Source organism: Arthrospira sp. PCC 8006, from assembly GCF_046480465.1.
GTDB lineage: Bacteria > Cyanobacteriota > Cyanobacteriia > Cyanobacteriales > Microcoleaceae > Limnospira > Limnospira platensis.
This window is the reverse complement of record NZ_PKGG01000114.1, coordinates 1-16,478: the sequence shown is the minus strand read 5'-3', so window position 1 is coordinate 16,478 and position 16,478 is coordinate 1. Positions and strand designations below refer to the sequence as shown.

Annotated in this window: 21 protein-coding genes and 3 pseudogenes; 8 read left to right on the top strand and 16 right to left on the bottom strand. The window is 44.4% G+C overall.

From position 1 onward, the window contains the following. Nucleotides 1-49 precede the first annotated feature (49 nt). The 5 genes from B9T16_RS16460 to ndhC form a co-directional block, all read right to left on the bottom strand. A complete protein-coding gene (locus B9T16_RS16460) occupies nucleotides 50-1,318 on the bottom strand; it encodes a M16 family metallopeptidase (RefSeq protein WP_410222944.1) in 1,269 nt (422 codons plus the stop codon). Nucleotides 1,319-1,510: 192 nt separating this feature from the next. Continuing rightward, the gene (locus B9T16_RS16455; RefSeq protein WP_014274362.1) at nucleotides 1,511-3,082 is read right to left on the bottom strand and encodes a hypothetical protein; all 1,572 of its coding nucleotides are present in this window, start codon (nucleotides 3,080-3,082) and stop codon (nucleotides 1,511-1,513) included. A 320-nt stretch (nucleotides 3,083-3,402) separates the two neighbouring features. Further along, nucleotides 3,403-3,912 carry an NAD(P)H-quinone oxidoreductase subunit J gene (locus tag B9T16_RS16450; protein WP_006616828.1) on the bottom strand — a complete coding sequence of 170 codons (510 nt, stop codon included), beginning with the start codon at nucleotides 3,910-3,912 and terminating at the stop codon, nucleotides 3,403-3,405. Beyond that, nucleotides 3,905-4,630 carry a photosynthetic/respiratory NAD(P)H-quinone oxidoreductase subunit K gene (ndhK, locus tag B9T16_RS16445; protein ID WP_006616829.1) on the bottom strand — a complete coding sequence of 242 codons (726 nt, stop codon included), beginning with the start codon at nucleotides 4,628-4,630 and terminating at the stop codon, nucleotides 3,905-3,907. The genes B9T16_RS16450 and ndhK overlap by 8 nt, the downstream gene beginning before the upstream one ends. A gap of 25 nt (nucleotides 4,631-4,655) precedes the next feature. After that, a complete protein-coding gene (gene ndhC, locus B9T16_RS16440; protein WP_006616830.1) occupies nucleotides 4,656-5,018 on the bottom strand; it encodes a photosynthetic/respiratory NAD(P)H-quinone oxidoreductase subunit C in 363 nt (120 codons plus the stop codon). 596 nt (nucleotides 5,019-5,614) lie between these two features. Here ndhC and B9T16_RS16435 point away from each other — a divergent pair. The 8 genes from B9T16_RS16435 (at nucleotide 5,615) to B9T16_RS16400 (ending at nucleotide 9,866) form a co-directional block, all read left to right on the top strand. After that, nucleotides 5,615-5,950, top strand: coding sequence for a rubredoxin (locus tag B9T16_RS16435; RefSeq protein WP_317265336.1), 336 nt, complete (start codon nucleotides 5,615-5,617; stop codon nucleotides 5,948-5,950). A 20-nt stretch (nucleotides 5,951-5,970) separates the two neighbouring features. Beyond that, entirely contained in the window at nucleotides 5,971-6,975 is a 1,005-nt protein-coding gene (locus B9T16_RS16430) for a photosynthesis system II assembly factor Ycf48 (protein ID WP_006616832.1), read from the top strand. Nucleotides 6,976-7,094: 119 nt separating this feature from the next. Next, nucleotides 7,095-7,343 carry a cytochrome b559 subunit alpha gene (gene psbE / locus B9T16_RS16425; RefSeq protein WP_006616833.1) on the top strand — a complete coding sequence of 83 codons (249 nt, stop codon included), beginning with the start codon at nucleotides 7,095-7,097 and terminating at the stop codon, nucleotides 7,341-7,343. Nucleotides 7,344-7,363: 20 nt separating this feature from the next. Then, a complete protein-coding gene (gene psbF / locus B9T16_RS16420; RefSeq protein ID WP_006616834.1) occupies nucleotides 7,364-7,498 on the top strand; it encodes a cytochrome b559 subunit beta in 135 nt (44 codons plus the stop codon). Between the two features lie 9 nt (nucleotides 7,499-7,507). After that, nucleotides 7,508-7,627: a photosystem II reaction center protein L gene (locus B9T16_RS16415; protein ID WP_006616835.1), complete on the top strand. Its 120-nt coding sequence runs from the start codon at nucleotides 7,508-7,510 to the stop codon at nucleotides 7,625-7,627. A gap of 78 nt (nucleotides 7,628-7,705) precedes the next feature. After that, a complete protein-coding gene (locus tag B9T16_RS16410; RefSeq protein ID WP_006616836.1) occupies nucleotides 7,706-7,825 on the top strand; it encodes a photosystem II reaction center protein J in 120 nt (39 codons plus the stop codon). Nucleotides 7,826-7,931: 106 nt separating this feature from the next. After that, nucleotides 7,932-8,186 (top strand): SemiSWEET transporter, encoded by a 255-nt coding sequence (locus B9T16_RS16405; RefSeq protein WP_035737656.1) that lies wholly within the window; start codon nucleotides 7,932-7,934, stop codon nucleotides 8,184-8,186. A 39-nt stretch (nucleotides 8,187-8,225) separates the two neighbouring features. Then, nucleotides 8,226-9,866, top strand: coding sequence for a B12-binding domain-containing radical SAM protein (locus tag B9T16_RS16400; protein WP_410245269.1), 1,641 nt, complete (start codon nucleotides 8,226-8,228; stop codon nucleotides 9,864-9,866). Here B9T16_RS16400 and B9T16_RS16395 read toward each other — a convergent pair. From B9T16_RS16395 to B9T16_RS16345, 11 genes and pseudogenes are all read right to left on the bottom strand, one after another. Beyond that, nucleotides 9,848-10,138: a Mo-dependent nitrogenase C-terminal domain-containing protein gene (locus B9T16_RS16395; RefSeq protein WP_006616839.1), complete on the bottom strand. Its 291-nt coding sequence runs from the start codon at nucleotides 10,136-10,138 to the stop codon at nucleotides 9,848-9,850. The two genes, B9T16_RS16400 and B9T16_RS16395, sit on opposite strands and share 19 nt — an antisense overlap. A gap of 187 nt (nucleotides 10,139-10,325) precedes the next feature. Next, nucleotides 10,326-12,117, bottom strand: a pseudogene (mrdA, locus tag B9T16_RS16390) (penicillin-binding protein 2). A gap of 54 nt (nucleotides 12,118-12,171) precedes the next feature. Further along, nucleotides 12,172-12,330: a hypothetical protein gene (locus tag B9T16_RS16385; protein ID WP_014274359.1), complete on the bottom strand. Its 159-nt coding sequence runs from the start codon at nucleotides 12,328-12,330 to the stop codon at nucleotides 12,172-12,174. Between the two features lie 107 nt (nucleotides 12,331-12,437). After that, nucleotides 12,438-12,662 (bottom strand): PP2C family protein-serine/threonine phosphatase, encoded by a 225-nt coding sequence (locus tag B9T16_RS16380; protein ID WP_234933587.1) that lies wholly within the window; start codon nucleotides 12,660-12,662, stop codon nucleotides 12,438-12,440. Between the two features lie 770 nt (nucleotides 12,663-13,432). After that, on the bottom strand, nucleotides 13,433-13,600 hold the full coding sequence (locus tag B9T16_RS16375; RefSeq protein WP_410245268.1) for a hypothetical protein: 168 nt from the start codon (nucleotides 13,598-13,600) through the stop codon (nucleotides 13,433-13,435). Further along, nucleotides 13,597-14,058 (bottom strand): HAMP domain-containing protein, encoded by a 462-nt coding sequence (locus tag B9T16_RS16370; RefSeq protein ID WP_006619571.1) that lies wholly within the window; start codon nucleotides 14,056-14,058, stop codon nucleotides 13,597-13,599. The genes B9T16_RS16375 and B9T16_RS16370 overlap by 4 nt, the downstream gene beginning before the upstream one ends. A 9-nt stretch (nucleotides 14,059-14,067) precedes the next feature. Further along, nucleotides 14,068-14,214, bottom strand: a pseudogene (locus B9T16_RS16365) (cache domain-containing protein); the annotation flags it as partial. Between the two features lie 36 nt (nucleotides 14,215-14,250). After that, nucleotides 14,251-14,436: a hypothetical protein gene (locus B9T16_RS16360; protein ID WP_006619572.1), complete on the bottom strand. Its 186-nt coding sequence runs from the start codon at nucleotides 14,434-14,436 to the stop codon at nucleotides 14,251-14,253. Further along, entirely contained in the window at nucleotides 14,429-14,716 is a 288-nt protein-coding gene (locus B9T16_RS16355) for a histidine kinase (protein ID WP_410245267.1), read from the bottom strand. Before B9T16_RS16355 ends, B9T16_RS16360 begins: the two co-directional genes overlap by 8 nt. Before the next feature lie 228 nt (nucleotides 14,717-14,944). After that, complete coding sequence (locus tag B9T16_RS16350) at nucleotides 14,945-16,315, bottom strand: cytochrome c biogenesis protein (RefSeq protein WP_410245266.1); 1,371 nt, start codon at nucleotides 16,313-16,315, stop codon at nucleotides 14,945-14,947. Between the two features lie 28 nt (nucleotides 16,316-16,343). Next, nucleotides 16,344-16,478, bottom strand: a pseudogene (locus B9T16_RS16345) (cytochrome c biogenesis protein CcdA); the annotation flags it as partial.

The window sequence follows — 16,478 nt, the reverse complement described above, 5'->3', positions numbered from 1 at the left end:
CTCTGTTGGGTTTCACCCAACCTACAATTAATTATTAATTATTAATTATTTAGTATAAGGGCTTCACTACAGTCATCGCATATCGTTCGGGGCTCAGGTAAGTTTTGGCAATTTCCTGTAATTCCGCAGCTTCTAGAGATTTAATTTGGTGGGGATAACTTACCGAAATCTCTGGTTTCGCTACTGTGAAATAATAGCCATATAACCCTGCTAATTGTCCCGGTGTTTCCGTTGAGAAGGCATAATCATTACACAGTAAACGCTTACCGCGATCGAGTTCCGCTGACGACATCGGAGTTTCCGCTAAATTACCTAAACACTCGCAGATTAGGTGTTCAACTTCTTCGATATTGTCAATATCTAAACAGGCATTAATTGTAAATAGACTCGACTCCCGCTGTAGGGAAAAACCGCTACTTATACAGTCTACTAACTGTCTATCTTCCCGTAATAATTGCACTAGGCGAGAAGTTCGCCCCTCTGCTAATAAAACCGATATCAAGTCCAGTCCGTAGCCATGTCGTATATTTTCAACTCCAGGTCCTGACCAAGCCATGGTGATCCGAGGTTGTTCTACATTAGGTAGTAGTAGTTCCTCATGGAGAATACCCCTCAGTTTAGGTTGATGATAACCGTTAGTAGTTGGGCATTCTTCCCGGTGGTAAAATGAGCCAAAAGCCTGGGAAACTAAATCTTGCGATCGCTTTTCTGAGACTCCCCCAACAATCACTACCGCCATATTTTCCGGTTGGTAGTGACAGCGATGAAACTGCCGCATTTCGTCAGGAGTTCGCGGCATCAAAGTCGCTTCCGTCCCCAAAACCGATCGCCCATAGGGATGATTACCATACAGAGTTTCCATCATCGCTTGAAACTCTATCCAATCTGGGCTATCCTGAGATTGGCGCAGTTCTTCTAACACCACCGAACGTTCTCGCACAAACTCATCATCAGGTATCGCCGCGTGCAGCAGTAAATCAGCCAGGGGAGACAGGGTTTCCTCTAAATACTGGGCGGCGCTGGTAATGAAAAAATGGGCATAGTCGTGGCTTGTAGCTGCATTAGCGACCCCCCCTCGGCTTTCAATTACCCAGTCGAACAAACCAGGGGCGATTTTTTCAGTCCCCTTAAAAATCATGTGCTCCAGAAAATGAGCCATCCCCGACCAAGGCTCTGGCTCCCTTGTGGCTCCTGCCCTAACCCAAACATCTACCACGACCACCGGTGTAGCTGGAATTTCTTGATGAATGACTGTTAAACCATTGTCCAGGGTGAAGACATTAGCGGGAAACGTTGCGATCGTTGACAGTTTAGACAACTTTTAATCTTTTAAACCCCCGTTAACCCTCTAGGTATATAATAATACCCCCAGCCGCCAAAAATTGAGTATTTTGATACAAAACAAAAAAACATCCCAAGCCAACTTTCAGCCTGGGATGATTGCAATTATATTTTTACGCCTATTTTTACACCCTAATGAGCAAGGCTACTGGAATGCTTCCCCTAACCATTAAAAGCCAAAACTAGGATCAGCAGCAGCAATAACAGGGGGGAACTGGGACATACCGAAGGCTAGGCTAGACGCGCCCACTTCCGCCAAAACTCGCAATCCGTCACCAAAGATAACTGGCTGGGCAGTCGTGAGGAAAGGTAAGGAAGCAGGTGCTTCAGCCTGGACAATAAATTCAGCATCCCCTGGTCCGATAAAGGGCAACCAGCGGGAGACATCAAAGAAGCCAAAATTACCGCCAGGGCCAGTTACTGTACTCGGTTCAGCCGGGAATGGGTTGCCGTTAGCATCCAGAATCACCGCCCCGGTTACTGGGTCACGCAGGGGACCACTGTTTAACTCTCCGTCCTTATTCAGATCCAGGTAAACGGTTACACCTTCGAGGAGGGGTTCACCAACTTGGTAGGCACTGTCAATGTTAACATCGGTGAACACAAAGCCAGTGATACTATCTGGAACTCCAGGACCTCCCACCAGGCTGGGGGGAACGTTAAAGAAAAAGTTCTTTTGTGCAGCTTGACCACGACCCAAAGCCACATCAAAAGCAGGATCAGGTCCGGTAGCTACCAAGTTACCAGGAGGATTAACCACCTCGACTTCAAAACTTTCTGTTAACAACCCAGGCTCGTTGGAAAGTACATAGTGCAGGTAGGGATTTTGAGCCAACTCCGCATCGGAGAAGGTGGGGAAGGTCGCATCTACATCAAGGATGTAGAAACCATTGGCATCTGTAACCGCAGTTCTTCCGCCGCCAGCTACGGTAATGCCAGGGATACCTGGTTCTCCGGGATCGGCAACACCGTTACTGTTGGCATCGGAAACTACGAAACCATAGATACTTCCGGGAACTACATAGCCCAAGTCCTGTAAGGTAACAGCACCGCCGGAAACGTTAACTAATTTTGGCTCATCATTAGTAGCAACTAATCTATCTGCAAAACGAGTTACACCGCCTAATCCTGGGGGTACGTCGTTCCCAGGCAATAGGGGCCGCAGTTGATAGGTTCCAGGAGCCAGGTTGTTGAAGGAATAAGAACCATCAGGACGGCTTACTGTAATGGGTTCGTTCGCTGTCCAGACTCCGTTACCGTCTAAGTCAAGGAACAGAGGAATACCACCGACAACAGGTTCGTTGTCAAGGTTAAAGATGCCATCAACATTGTTATCTATGAAGGTCTGACCTTGGATGTTACCCTTGCTGGTAATGGGGGGAACTGGAGGTACAGGGACAGCCGGAGGCAAGTTAACAATGGAAACTGGGCCTAGGTTCTGGTTCGGATCGGCGGGAACGCTGAAATCGATGGGCAGGTTGCTCCCAGCAGTGCTGACATCGGGAGGAAGGACTTGTCGAAGTTGGAACGGAGTCCCGGCTCCTAAAGTCTGTAAATCAGTGATTACAAACTCTCCATTCTCATTGGTAATGCCGCTCCGTTCACCTTGCTCTGGTTCGTATACGTTATTAAACGGGGGCAAATCCGTGAATACCGCAGCATTAGCTATTGGCAGATCACCAGGATCGAATACCCCGGTGCCGTTGACATCTATAAAACTAGTACCTGTAAGGTTTGACATTAGCTTGAACTCCTCCACCAAAATGTTGGACTAAGACAGTTTTTGCAAGATCAAGTCCATGTTCCTTGACTTAATCCCAACAGAATACACTCGCTTGCTCTGAGTGCGTATTCTTAAGACCACATTGAATATAACAGCATGAGCCTAAGAAAATATACCAGACTTTTGAGAAAGATTGCAATTGGGTTGTGAATTGGGGACATCCTCATTTTCGCCCCAGGGGAGTAGTGGGTGCTCTAGGGCTACCCACTGTTCTTAACAGTCAACACCCATAACGGTTATGGTCTGACCTGAAAAAACTATAATACTCCACTAATCCACTAATACGCATCTTGCAACTCATGGAACTCTGGCGAGATATAGTCTTTGCGAAGTGGCCAGCCTATCCAATCTTCTGGCATTAAAATGCGCTTCAGGTTAGGATGGCCTTCGTAGACGATACCATACATATCATAGGACTCACGTTCTTGGAAGTCCGCCGCCTTCCAAATCCAATAAACTGAGGGAACTTTTGGGTCGCTTCGCGGAACGAAGACTTTGACGCAAACTTCCTCTAGTTGTTCCACATTGTCGCCCACTTTGGCGAGATGGTAGGTGCTGACTAAATCTTCCCCTGGTCCCATATCATAGGCACATTGACACCGTAGATAGTTGAAACCATAGGCATATAAGGCAGTAGCTAGGGGAATTAAATAATCCCGGTCTACTTTAATCATCTCGACTCCCACATGATTGGGACCCAGAAATTCATGGTCAAATCCATTCTGACTTAACCACTGGGAGACGGGTCCGGCTTCAATGATGGGGGCTTCGGTTTCGGTCTCAGCCACGCTGTTCCTCCTTTTTCATGGGTTCGGTTTGTAGGGCGGGGGGCACGGGCATCCCGATCGCCTCGGTCAGTTGTTTCGGGGGGACTTGACGGGTAGTTGATTCTAAGTATTCCCCGGTTAAAATCGGTTCGACTACTTTCAGATTATGCGATCGCGTATAGTAACGGTGGGTCTGTTGGAGATTTCCCCGCTCCTGGAATGATTCGTTAGCGATTTTCTTGCGTAGTTTAATAATCGCATCAATGATCGCTTCCGGGCGAGGAGGACAGCCGGGGATGTAAACATCTACCGGGATCAGCTTATCTACCCCTCGCACTGCGGTGGTGGAGTCCATGCTAAACATTCCCCCGGTGACGGTACACGCTCCCATAGCAATCACATATTTGGGTTCGGGCATTTGTTCGTAAAGCCTGACCAACATGGGGGAATATTTCATGGTGATAGTTCCCGCTGTGATTAACAGATCTGCTTGTCTGGGGCTGGACCTGGGCACTAATCCAAAGCGATCGAAGTCAAACCGCGAACCAATTAGACCCGCAAATTCAATAAAACAACAGGCAGTCCCATAGAGTAACGGCCACAGACTAGATAATCTAGCCCAGTTGTAGAGATCATCAACCGTGGTCAGGATCACATTTTCCGATAATTCCTGAGTGACCTGGGGTCGCTCCATGGGGTTGATGATAGTTGTATTCGGTGAAGGACTTTGAGTTGTCATATTTTTATAACCTGTAGTAGCGTACCTATGACCATTCCAACGCACCCTTGCGCCATGCGTAGACTAAAGCAATGACTAGGATGGTAATAAAGATGAGTGCTTCTATGAAGGCTAGTAGGCCTAATCTATGAAATGCTACCGCCCAGGGGTACAGAAATACTGTCTCTACATCAAAGATGACAAAGACTAGGGCAAACATATAGTAGCGAATGTTGAATTGAATCCAGGCTCCCCCTATGGGTTCACAGCCTGACTCGTAGGTTATGCGACGGGTGGCGCTTCTACTTTGGGGTCGGAGGATTTTGGAGGCTCCTAGAGCTAGTATCGGGACTAGGCTACAGATGATTAGGAAGCCCAGGAAATATTCGTAACCGTTGAGAAAAAACACAGCAGATCAACAGAGTTATAGTTTTGTAACTGGTTCTTTATATTATTAGATCACTTGTACCTTTGACATACCTCCTCGTCCTGCCTGAAGCAGTAAGGATTCCTTGACGCTTCACAGCCATGTGCTACCGGAAGTAGTCTTACCCTCGCTCTGCGTCCGTTTAGAGTCTCCCCATGCCCTGGGGCGACTATGTTTGATTCTACTCAAGCCCAAAGCTGGTTGTCTTCAGGGATTTAGTTAAACATTGCCCCCCGGAACTGTCTAGGTGCGCTCTCATCGTAGCTATTTCAACGCCTCTTGAGCCTTATGACTTCTCCATTTTAGAACAAAGCCGTCCTAGAAAAACAGGGTTTTAGACCCATTCTTCTGAGCAATCAAAGATCTGATCGGTTCAGTGGGACACGATTTAGCTATGGCTAGGTTGGATCTTAACAGAAATCTGCGATTAGCGTGCTTACCGACACTGCTCAACCTTTTAACTGTCTTTTGGCGATTTAACTGTCTTTTGGCGATCGCCACAGATTGATTTAACTTTGTCAGGTTCTGTAATATTATGTAATAGACTTTTAATAATTAACTCCCCGACCGTCCGTACTATGAGTGAGCCAGCCACTGAAGTCAAATCTCCAGACCGATATGAGTGTAACGCCTGCGGTTACGTCTATGAACCCTCCAAAGGCAGTTCTACAGGCAATATTCCCCCAGGTACTGAATTTGAAGATCTGCCAACTCGGTGGCGTTGTCCCGTTTGCGGTGCGCCCCGCAGCCAATTTAGGAATATTGGTTCCTCCTCCGGTCCGTCTGGATTTGAGGAGAATCTGGGGTTTGGCCTGGGAGTCAATACCCTGACCTCTCAACAGAAAAGTCTTCTCATTTTTGGCGGGCTGGCTTTGGCATTTCTGTTTTTTATTAGTTTGTATGGTTTACGTTAAGGGATTTAACCAGATTGAAAATGCAGTTCCCTAAATTTTTGCAAAAATTTGCCATTTTGATAGCTGTGGCTTTGTTCTGTGCAAGTTGTGACTATCTGCCAGATGTTAGCTATAATCCTTGGGAATTAGTCCCCGTGGCTACAGATGCCAAGTTATTTGATATCGATTTTGTCGATAACTCCGATCATGGTTGGATTGTCGGTAGCAATGCCACTTTGTTAGAAACTCAAGATGGCGGTAAGACCTGGGAAACTAAACAGCTAGATCTCGATGAACCTAATCTTCTGCTGACCTCTGTTAGTTTTAGCGGCTCGGAAGGATGGGTTGTCGGTGAGCCTTCTGTACTTCTCCATAGCACTGATGGGGGTAAGTCCTGGACTCGCATCGCCCTCAGCAATAAACTCCCCGGCGCTCCCAATAATATTGTCGCCCTCGGACCTAGTGCGGCGGAAATGACTACTAATGTCGGAGCCATCTATCAAACTAAAGATGGCGGTCAAACTTGGCAGGCTATGGTAGAAGATGCTGTGGGAGTAATTCGCAGCTTGTCTCGCTCGGAACAAGGCGAATATGTTACCGTTTCAGCTAAGGGTAATTTTTACTCGACTTGGGAACCGGGACAGACCTCTTGGACTCCCCACATTCGCTATAGTTCTAAACGCCTAGAAAAAATTGGCTTTGGTCAGGATAACCGACTCTGGATGTTAGCCCGTGGCGGTGAGATCCGGTTTAGCGACCCTAATGATCCCGAAGAATGGAGTGATCCTATTAAGCCAGAGTTTTCCACCAGTTGGGGATTACTGGATTTGGCTTATCGTACCCCCGAAGAGATTTGGGTCACTGGCGGTAGTGGTAACCTTCTCTGTAGTTTTGATGGGGGTGAAACCTGGCAAAAAGACAGGAAAGTTGAGGATATTCCCTCCAATTTTTACCGCATTGAGTTTATGAGTCCTAAACGGGGATTTATACTCGGTCAACGGGGAACATTACTTAGATACACCGGAAACACCTCAGCATCTAGTTGAGAGAAAAACCAGCCTTTAAAAAATGTTGGTAAAATTGGCTTGTTATAAGTGACTCTCTACCCTATTATAATATGATTGAGAGTCTGTAAGTTGTGGATTTGTTAACAGGAGAGACTTAAATGGCAGGTACTACTGGTGAGCGTCCTTTTGGTGACATTATTACAAGTGTCCGTTATTGGGTGATTCATAGTCTGACAATTCCGGCTTTGTTTATTGCTGGATGGTTATTTGTCAGCACCGGCTTGGCTTATGATGCTTTTGGTACACCTCGCCCTAATGAGTATTTTACTCAAGAGCGCCAGGAACTACCGATTATCACTGAACGCCAAGATAGCAAAACACAAATTCAACAATTTATTGCTAAGTAGATCCAGGAGAACTTAAAAACATGACGAATGCAAATCAAAACCAACCGATAACTTATCCGATTTTTACGGTTCGCTGGTTGGCTGTACACACCCTGGCTGTTCCTACAGTTTTCTTCCTGGGTGCGATCGCCGCTATGCAGTTTATTCAACGATAGGAGACATACATGGATCGTAGTCGTAACCCCAATAAGCAGCCTGTTGAACTGAACAGAACCTCTCTGTATCTGGGCTTGCTGTTGATTTTTGTCCTGGGTATCCTGTTTTCTAGTTATTTCTTTAACTAACTAGAAGTACCATTATACCTTGGAGATATTTACCCTTTTCCCCAGTAATTTCAATTTTGAATAGAGAGGTATAAAGCTGTGTCTGGAGATGCTAAACTTCCCCTTTGGTTAATCGCCACGGTAGCCGGAACTGGTGTTCTGGTTGTGGTTGGTCTGTTTTTCTATGGGGCTTACGTCGGTGTTGGTTCTGCACTCTAATTTAAGAACCATAAAATCTGAGTGTTAATACTCAAGTGTTGATAATATCCCACTCGTTTTGGGTGGGATTTTTATTGAATTAAGCACAGGATTTGCTCATCAATTTATGAACATAATTACTGGAATTGGGCTATTAGCGGGGATGCTGACGACTATTGCATTTCTTCCCCAAGCAATTAAGACCTGGAAAACTAAATCGACCCGTGATGTCTCCCTGGGAATGTTCGTAATTTTCTGTACCGGGGTATTTTTATGGATTGTATATGGAACGCTGATTAAAGATCTACCGATTATCCTAACTAATGTGGCGACTTTGGTATTGGCTTCGACTATTTTGTGGTTTAAGTTAAAATATCACTAATCTGGATATGCTAAATCTGATCACCCTAATTTTTATACTGTGACTGTTACCCAATTCGCGCGCGAACGTTTATTATTTACTCCAGCTACACCGGAAACTAATGCGGTTCCGGTGATTTTGGCTTTCCCCAATGAATACAGTGTGGGAATTACTAGCCTAGGTTATCAGATAGTATGGGCGACTTTAGCACTTCGTCAAGATGTACAAGTTAGCCGCCTGTTTACGGATCTGAGTGAACCTCTACCAAATAACCCAGAATTATTAGGGTTTTCTCTGTCGTGGGAATTAGACTACAGTAACATTTTACAGCAGTTGGAAGATTTAGGGTTACCAAGACGATCGCACTCGCGCGATAATCAACAACCCCTAGTTTTTGGCGGCGGACCTGTCCTCACGGCTAACCCAGAACCCTTTGCTGATTTTTTTGATGTGATTTTACTGGGAGATGGTGAAGATTTAATACCTAATTTTATCAGCGCCTATCAACAGGTTAGACAAGCCGACCGACAGACTAAATTACGCCACTTAGCACAACTTCCGGGAGTTTATATCCCTAGTTTATATGAGGTGACATATCACAGTGCTGATGGGGCGATCGCTTCTATTAAACCTATTGATAGTGATATTCCCCCCCAGGTGCAAAAACAAACCTATCGCGGAAATACTCTATCAGCTTCCACCGTAGTCACGGAATTGGCGGCTTGGGAAAATATCTATATGGTGGAAGTGGTTCGCAGTTGTCCCGAAATGTGCCGTTTTTGTTTGGCTAGTTATTTGACTTTACCTTTCCGGACGGCGAATCTTGAATCATCTTTAATTCCGGCAATTAATCGGGGTTTAACTGTCACTAAAAGGCTGGGTTTATTGGGGGCTTCGGTGACTCAACATCCCGAATTTAACGAATTGTTGGATTATCTGAGTCAGCCAGAATATGATGATGTGAGATTGAGTTTGGCTTCAGTTCGCACCAATACGGTGACGGTGAAACTAGCGGCTACTTTGGCGAAACGGGATACTCGTAGTATTACTATAGCGGTGGAAAGTGGTAGTGATCGCCTCCGTAAAATCATCAATAAAAAACTAGATAATGATGAAATTATCCAAGCTGCTATTAATGCCAAAGCCGGAGGCTTAAAAAGCCTTAAACTCTATGGTATGGTGGGGATTCCGGGGGAGGAATCAGAGGATTTAGATGCCACAGTTGCTATGATGCAGGAGATTAAAAAAGCCGCCCCTGGTTTACGTCTCACCCTCGGTTGTAGTACCTTTGTCCCGAAATCTCACACTCCTTTTCAGTGGTTTGGAGTTAATCCAGCAGCCGAAAAAAGATTAAAGTTTTTAGAGAAAAAACTGCGCTCGAATGGGATGGATTTTCGCCCGGAAAGTTATCGATGGTCGGTAATTCAGGCTTTAATTTCCCGAGGCGATCGCCGTTTATCTTATCTCTTGGAAAAAGTCCGCCATTATGGGGACAGTCCCGGAAGTTATCGGCGAGGGTTTAAGGAATTACGCGGACAGCTTCCCCCAATAGATTTTTATGTTAATCAAGACTGGGAATTAAACCAGGTTCTCCCCTGGAGTCACCTCCAAGGACCTCTACCAGAAACAACTCTTAAAAAGCACCTCAATGATTCTCAAATTTGGGCTAGAGACAAGTTATCTCAGGCGACAAAAAACTGAGAAATATCTTCTCCACACTCATCGGCTAAGTAGAAAAGGGCACGAAATCGCATCGCCACAACTTCCTCATAAAAAGGGTTTAATTTGCAGAGGGGGGGAATTTGTAAAACTGTACGCCCAAACATTTTGATAGTGCGTTCAAAGGGGCATTGTGCGGGGATTAAATTGCAGATTAACCGGGCTGTTTTGGGATTTTTGACTTGAATATCGAGCCGGGTTTTGATGGGTTTTAAGATGAAATTTGGCTGGGTATTTAAGTTGAGTTGATTCATATCTCCTATGGCTCATCCTCGGTTGCTATAGATTTAATTTAGCAAGGCGATCGCTATAACGCCAGGGTTTACTTATATAAATTTTTGATTATGATTATCAAAATTTATACATATCCCGCCGAGGAAGTAGCCACCGCCTGAAACCTCTTACCTAACAGGGTTTGGTGTTACCCGGTTGGGTGGGTGGTTATTTTCTATCAGCAAAGTAGGTTTGGAACATCTCCAGAGCTACCGGAGCCGCCGCCTTAGAGCCAAAACCGCCATTTTCCACGACTACAGCAATGGCAATTTCTGCTTGATCCGCAGCACCAAAAGCCACATAAACCGAGTGCGATCGCTGTCCCCAAACCTCAGAAGTTCCCGTTTTTCCGCCAGTTAAAGGGATACTACCACCATTCATTACCTGAGCGGTTCCATACTGGACCGTAGCAACTAACCCCTCTCGAATTTTTTTAATCGCATCAGGAGCCAATCCCGTGGGTACAGGTTGGGTAGCGGGAGTATTAGTCATCGAAGAGAGTAAATGGGGTTTAACTCGCTGTCCACCATTGGCGATCGCCGATACCATCACCGCCAACTCCAGAGGGGTAGCTAGTACCGACCCTTGACCAATAGACATCGTGACAGTATCCCCCAAAAACCAGGGTTCCCCAAACATTTTTTCCTTGTCTTCCGGGGTAGGAACCCATCCACTAGACCCCTCTGTTAACCCCAACAATGTTAAATCCGTAGTACCAATCCCGAAATTTCTAGCCCATTTCGCCATGGTTTCCGGGCCAATGGCCATCCCCAGGCGATAGAAAAAGGTATTACTACTAAAGGCTAAAGCATCCCGAAACCCAATTATCCCAAGCCCGCCACTATGTTCTTTAAAGGCAATCCCACCAATAGTAATTGAATCTGAGGTCGCAATTACCGAACCTGGACTAAAATGGCCAGAAGCCATACCAGCAGCAGCCGAAACAATCTTAAATGTACTTCCGGGGGGATATCCCTGTAAGGCGCGATTCAGAAACGGATGGTCTAACCCTTGGAGTTCTTCCCATTGTTGGGGGGTAATGGGGCGAGTAAATAAATTAGGGTCAAATCGTGGACTACTCGCCATTGCTAACACTTCCCCAGTTTTCACATTCAGGGCTACTGCTGCTCCCCGTCGCTGTCCCAGAGCCTGTTCCGCCACTCTCTGCAGATTGATATCTATGGTTAGTTGTACGTCTGTACCCCCTTGAGAGGATTTCTCACCAAAGATCCGCAGTTCCTCGTTTTTGGCATTCACTTCCACCAAGCGAGCGCCCCACACTCCCACTAAATCTTTATTGGCTAAGGCTTCAATCCCCAACTGTCCTACTACCATGCCCATTGGCCAATCGGGGTTAGCTTTTAATTCTTGTAGGTTGGCTTCCCCAATGTAGCCAACTACTTGAGCTGCTAAATTACCGTGGGGATAGTGGCGACTCGACTCCATCCTAATTTCCACCCCGGACATCTTCTCGGCATTTTCCGCTAACCAGATAAAGGCTTCTGGAGTCAGATGATTGCTAATGCGGACTGAGGTGGCGGATTGGTAGCCGATGCGTTCTAGTTCGTTTAAAATGCTGTGTGCTGGTACATCGAGTAACTCACTCAGTTGGTTAGCCGCTTGTTTCCACTGTTCTGGGGTCTTTTCCCTTGGCCAGAAAAAAACCCCCCCGCACTTGGTGGTTATCGGCTATGGCTGTACCATTGCGATCGAGAATTCGACCCCGATTTGAGGGGACTGGAATCAGCCGGATACGGTTTTCTTCCGCTCTCAGTCGGTTTTCTGCTCCCTTCACCAGTTGCAGTTGTACCAGCCGATGAACCTGCAAACCTATCAATCCTGTGGCTACCAGCATTAATAGTAAAACACGATACAGCGGTCGCGGCGCTTCCTTGCGGACAGTCGGGCGATCGCTACTAGTAAAATGGACCCTAGGGTTAAAAGACAGTTGACGCACCATAGACCTTGAAATAAATCTCTGATACAACATACTATTTTTTGGGCAAGTTAGTACCTATTCCCCAAGACACCAAGCCACAATTAACCCCACAAATGCTAACCCAGTCCAATTCGGTAGGTGTAGCCAATTAAGAAAGCTCAGAGGGTCTAGCCAAAATGTCTCTGTTAGCAGAATGCTCAGAATTAGCGCGATCCAGGTAAGTAGTACAGCCATAGCTTAGATCCTGAGTGCATATCTAGGATATCTGTTGACTAGATTTTAACATTAGCATGGCTCTCGGCTTCCTGAGTCGGTCTCTACTCCGGCTATGCTATTTTTTTTTAAACTACTAAGGTTATATCATCTAACAGCTTTTGTGTGCCGATAAATTGCTTGACATCTTTAGCTACCCTTTCACAAATACTATCAACTGACTCGTGGCGGTTTGGTTTTCCTGAAGCACTCCACAAAGTCCGCTCCATACCATACATTTCCTGTTGCTCATTAACGGCTTCCGGGATACCATCGGTATATAAAACCATCACTTCTCCTGGATTGACTTTCACCTCTAGCTGATTAATAAAATCTGAGATATTTTCTTATAAACCTATCAGAAACCCTAAGTCCATTCTATCAATTTGTTCGACTTATCCATGGTTACGAACTACAATTCAACTTTCATGCTGTCCGGTTAAATGAAATTTATCATCTGGAAATGTTAAAAAAGACAGGGTTAAATTTTTATAGTTTCTCATCGGCATACCATTACTATAAATTACCTGGTTAATTCCATTTAAAAACTTTACTTGATCGGCTTATGGTCAGGCTGATTAAGTCCGAGCTGCTGTTGGTGTCATCAGCATTAACACCTTTCTAAACCATGTCCGGTTACATCACCAATACCTACTGTTGATCTGCCATTGGACTCTAGTATTATCTCATAATAATCTCCCCCAAATTCGTCCGCTGGCTCCATAAATCCGGCTGCCTCCAAGTTAGATATTTCTGCTAATTATTCCGGTTTCGGTAAAATCATGTATGGCAGTTTTTGAGCTACTTTTAATTCGGTTTTCAGGCGAAATTTTCGGCTTTTAAACCTTGGTTTAGAGCCGCAATTGATGATAAAATTTGGCAGGTTTTTGGTTTTCATTAATGTCAATCCCCTAATTTCATAGATAATATTGCCTTGTTTTTCCACAATAATAGCTGCTCTCAGTTCTCAGGTAATACGGGGATCGCTTACTTGAATTTATAGATAATTAGACACCATATTTTCACATTGTAAGGCTCTATAATAGGGGGGATTGATAACTCTTGATAATTGATTACTTCCCCCTTAATTAATATAATTATTTAGCTGGAAAGTATGGTTTTCTAAGTCTCTCACCTCCTCAAGTGAGAGTAAATATTCGGTGGTTTTGTTAAAATAAATTAGCTCGCCATTCGGTGCATAAATAGCTACTCCTACCGGAATAACGTTTAAAAATTTGGTGAGTCTATTCATTGAGGGTGGTTAAATCTTGAAATGACTGCTGTACTATCATTTCTTTGCAGATATAGGGACAGTTTCCAGTCTCCTTTGGCTACATTACTGGCGACGATATTGAGGCGGGAAATTGGCAAAGTAATCCACCTAGCTGTTATCATACCAATAATAATTGCCACAATCATCGCACCAACAGGTTTAATAGTAGTGCGAATATTAGCGTTGATTTCGGACATAAAATCTGACTCTGGTACAACTACAACAATCAGCCAATCTAAATTATACTCATCCTGTAAAGGTCTAACTTTCACAAAGTACAGATTTTCATTCAATCGCAACTCATTATTTTGGTTACTCCCTAGAGTTTTGAGGTCGCCAAATGTATTAAATAAATCTTTAGCCGTTGCTTGATTAATGGGATTATTGCTTTGGTAACCATTCATTAATTCTCGGCGTTCTTCTTCATCAATGGTCAAGGGTAATTCTCAGGTGGAAGTTGCCAAGAAAGTCCCGTCACGTTTGATAATAAATGCTTGTCCAGACTTCCCAATACTAAGGCTATGGAGAAATTCCGAAATATGATCTAGACGTAAGGTTGAAATTAATACACCTTGGAAGTTATTACTATCATCATAGACTGGATAAAGATGGCTTAAAAGTAGCGTGGGTTATAAGTAGGAGATATAAACATCACTCCAGATGGCTTGACCAGCTTCTTTGGCTGTGATATAAATGGTGTGCTTGCGTGGGTCTGCGTTCTCGACTATGGCTTGTACAGTAGTGCGATCGCTTTGGTCATTAGTATGATAATAATAGAAGCTAAAATCTGTCTCTGGTTCGATAATATTAATCATATTCTCCAAATCCTAACTCGATCGCATCCAGTTTTTTTTGGTTTATCTTAGCCGGAATTTCTAGGTATAATTCTAGGTTTTGGTAAATGCGATCGCTTACTTCTTCGATTAATTGGTTCGCTAAATCGGCGATCGCACTTTTTCCTGTGCGGAACGATAAATAACCCACCAATCCGGTCGCTCCCACTACTTGGACTACAAATGGCACAATTAAAATTGTACTAATAGAGGTATTTCCGAATAGTGTTATAATGGCTTGGTTGAACTTTTTAACCAGCATAATATTTGCAGATAAAAGATTAGGATAATCACAATTTGGCTGCAGTATATCTTCAGTATTGAATCGGTAATTTTTAAAAATAATTAACTTTAAAATACCATAAATTTTGGCAATTACCACCCTGTAAATAAACCTGGATATTGATGGTATATTTAATCAAAAATTATCATGGAAATTGAGCATAAAATCCCCCCCCCAAACTGGCTTATGTAGAGGGGGAATGATAGTTTAGCTGATGGTTTGTTCCGACTCGATTTTGTCTAATAGCGCCACCACTTCTCGCTCAAACGCTACCTTAGCGCGGTTAGTTTTACCGCCAATATAAAGCCTGTCACCCTGTTGGAGTCCCCAAATTTGGGAATGAGATACATAACTCATTAATACACTAATCATCAGTAATCCAAATCCTAAATAAACAATCGGAATACCTGGATCAGCTTTAATTTGCAATCCTGTACTTCCCACCACCTCATCAACATAGAGGGTGACACCATTGATGTCAATAGACATACCCTCGCGGACTGTTGAGGCTAACTGACCATCATTGTCATAAATTAACACTGTTCCCTGTAAATCTTTCGCCAGCAGGGAGACTCCCTCACTCAAATCAGTTTTGGTGGGAACCCAAGTTCCCCAAATGCGACCTTTTCCCCCAGTGTCTAGTTGCGCCATTGGTAGTTGTAGCACCGGAGAACGATTGATCCGAACCCGCACCCCAGCAATTCCCCAATCAGCTTGATAAAAGGTGATACCATCATAACGTAGGGGTTTATTAACATGAATAGTTTGGCGATCGCGTTCTTTTCCCTCCCGGTCTACTACCGACAAATCAGAATAAAATTGATCGATAGTTCCATCTGGTGTATAATCAATCCAAAAGCGATTGACTTTAACCGCCCAATCTTGGGGCATTTGAGACCGAGAAAACGGCCCCGCATCTAGGATATTTTGAATCCCAAATAGATTACCACTAGGGACAAGTTCTTGAGCTAGAAAACCCGTCATTGAACCCACAATTGAACCCGCCAAAATAATCAACATACTAGCGTGAACTACAATGGGTCCAATCCGGCCAATTATACCTCGGCGAGCATAGAGTTTATTTCCCTCTTGAAAGACTAGATAACGACGGCTTTCTAAGGTCTGTTTGAGATGGTCTAGGGATACATTGTTTACCTCGGCACTTAAAGCCAAGTTTTTAAACTGTTTTTCCTTGTCGTAATATTGCCAACGTTGTGCCGATTTTAAGGTCGGTAACTGACGGGTGAAAGTGCAGGCTGTCAGACTAGAGCCAAATACAATTAGGATTGATAAAAACCACCAAGTCCGGTAAACATGATCTAACCCTATAAATAGTAATACCTTCCAGGTTAAAAAGCCAAACAAAGCCGGATCTTCTGGGTAGTTAGCTTGATAAAATGCGGCGGACTGTCCCTGTTCTATAACAGTTCCAGAGATGCTAAAAATGGCGATCGCTAACAATAAAACAATCGCTAATCGCAAATCCGCCAACACCGGAACTAATTCTTTACGGACAAATTTTCTGGGTGCTGTTCCCCAACTAGAAAGTTTAGAGAAAACCACATCTTTAGCAGTCATAATTAAATCAAGATTTTACAAAAGTTAACTAGGCGATCGGAGCCAGTCGGTACAACAGAGAAAACACCCCAAACCCCACCAGCAAAACACCACTAGCGGGAGTAATCCAACCCGACCACTGACGCAAAGCCAGCAACCTTTTAATAGTAGCCGTAAATGTACC

Coding starts and splice junctions, on each gene's coding strand:
- B9T16_RS16415 (WP_006616835.1), top strand. CDS start 7,508: ATGGATCGTAGTCGTAACCCCAATAAGCAGCCTGTTGAACTGAACAGA.
- B9T16_RS16385 (WP_014274359.1), bottom strand. CDS start 12,330: ATGGCTGTACTACTTACCTGGATCGCGCTAATTCTGAGCATTCTGCTA.
- B9T16_RS16350 (WP_410245266.1), bottom strand. CDS start 16,315: ATGACTGCTAAAGATGTGGTTTTCTCTAAACTTTCTAGTTGGGGAACA.
- B9T16_RS16430 (WP_006616832.1), top strand. CDS start 5,971: ATGCAGTTCCCTAAATTTTTGCAAAAATTTGCCATTTTGATAGCTGTG.
- B9T16_RS16435 (WP_317265336.1), top strand. CDS start 5,615: ATGAGTGAGCCAGCCACTGAAGTCAAATCTCCAGACCGATATGAGTGT.
- psbF (WP_006616834.1), top strand. CDS start 7,364: ATGACGAATGCAAATCAAAACCAACCGATAACTTATCCGATTTTTACG.
- B9T16_RS16360 (WP_006619572.1), bottom strand. CDS start 14,436: ATGATTAATATTATCGAACCAGAGACAGATTTTAGCTTCTATTATTAT.
- ndhK (WP_006616829.1), bottom strand. CDS start 4,630: ATGACAACTCAAAGTCCTTCACCGAATACAACTATCATCAACCCCATG.
- B9T16_RS16355 (WP_410245267.1), bottom strand. CDS start 14,716: ATGCTGGTTAAAAAGTTCAACCAAGCCATTATAACACTATTCGGAAAT.
- psbE (WP_006616833.1), top strand. CDS start 7,095: ATGGCAGGTACTACTGGTGAGCGTCCTTTTGGTGACATTATTACAAGT.
- B9T16_RS16395 (WP_006616839.1), bottom strand. CDS start 10,138: ATGAATCAACTCAACTTAAATACCCAGCCAAATTTCATCTTAAAACCC.
- B9T16_RS16375 (WP_410245268.1), bottom strand. CDS start 13,600: ATGAATAGACTCACCAAATTTTTAAACGTTATTCCGGTAGGAGTAGCT.
- B9T16_RS16455 (WP_014274362.1), bottom strand. CDS start 3,082: ATGTCAAACCTTACAGGTACTAGTTTTATAGATGTCAACGGCACCGGG.
- B9T16_RS16405 (WP_035737656.1), top strand. CDS start 7,932: ATGAACATAATTACTGGAATTGGGCTATTAGCGGGGATGCTGACGACT.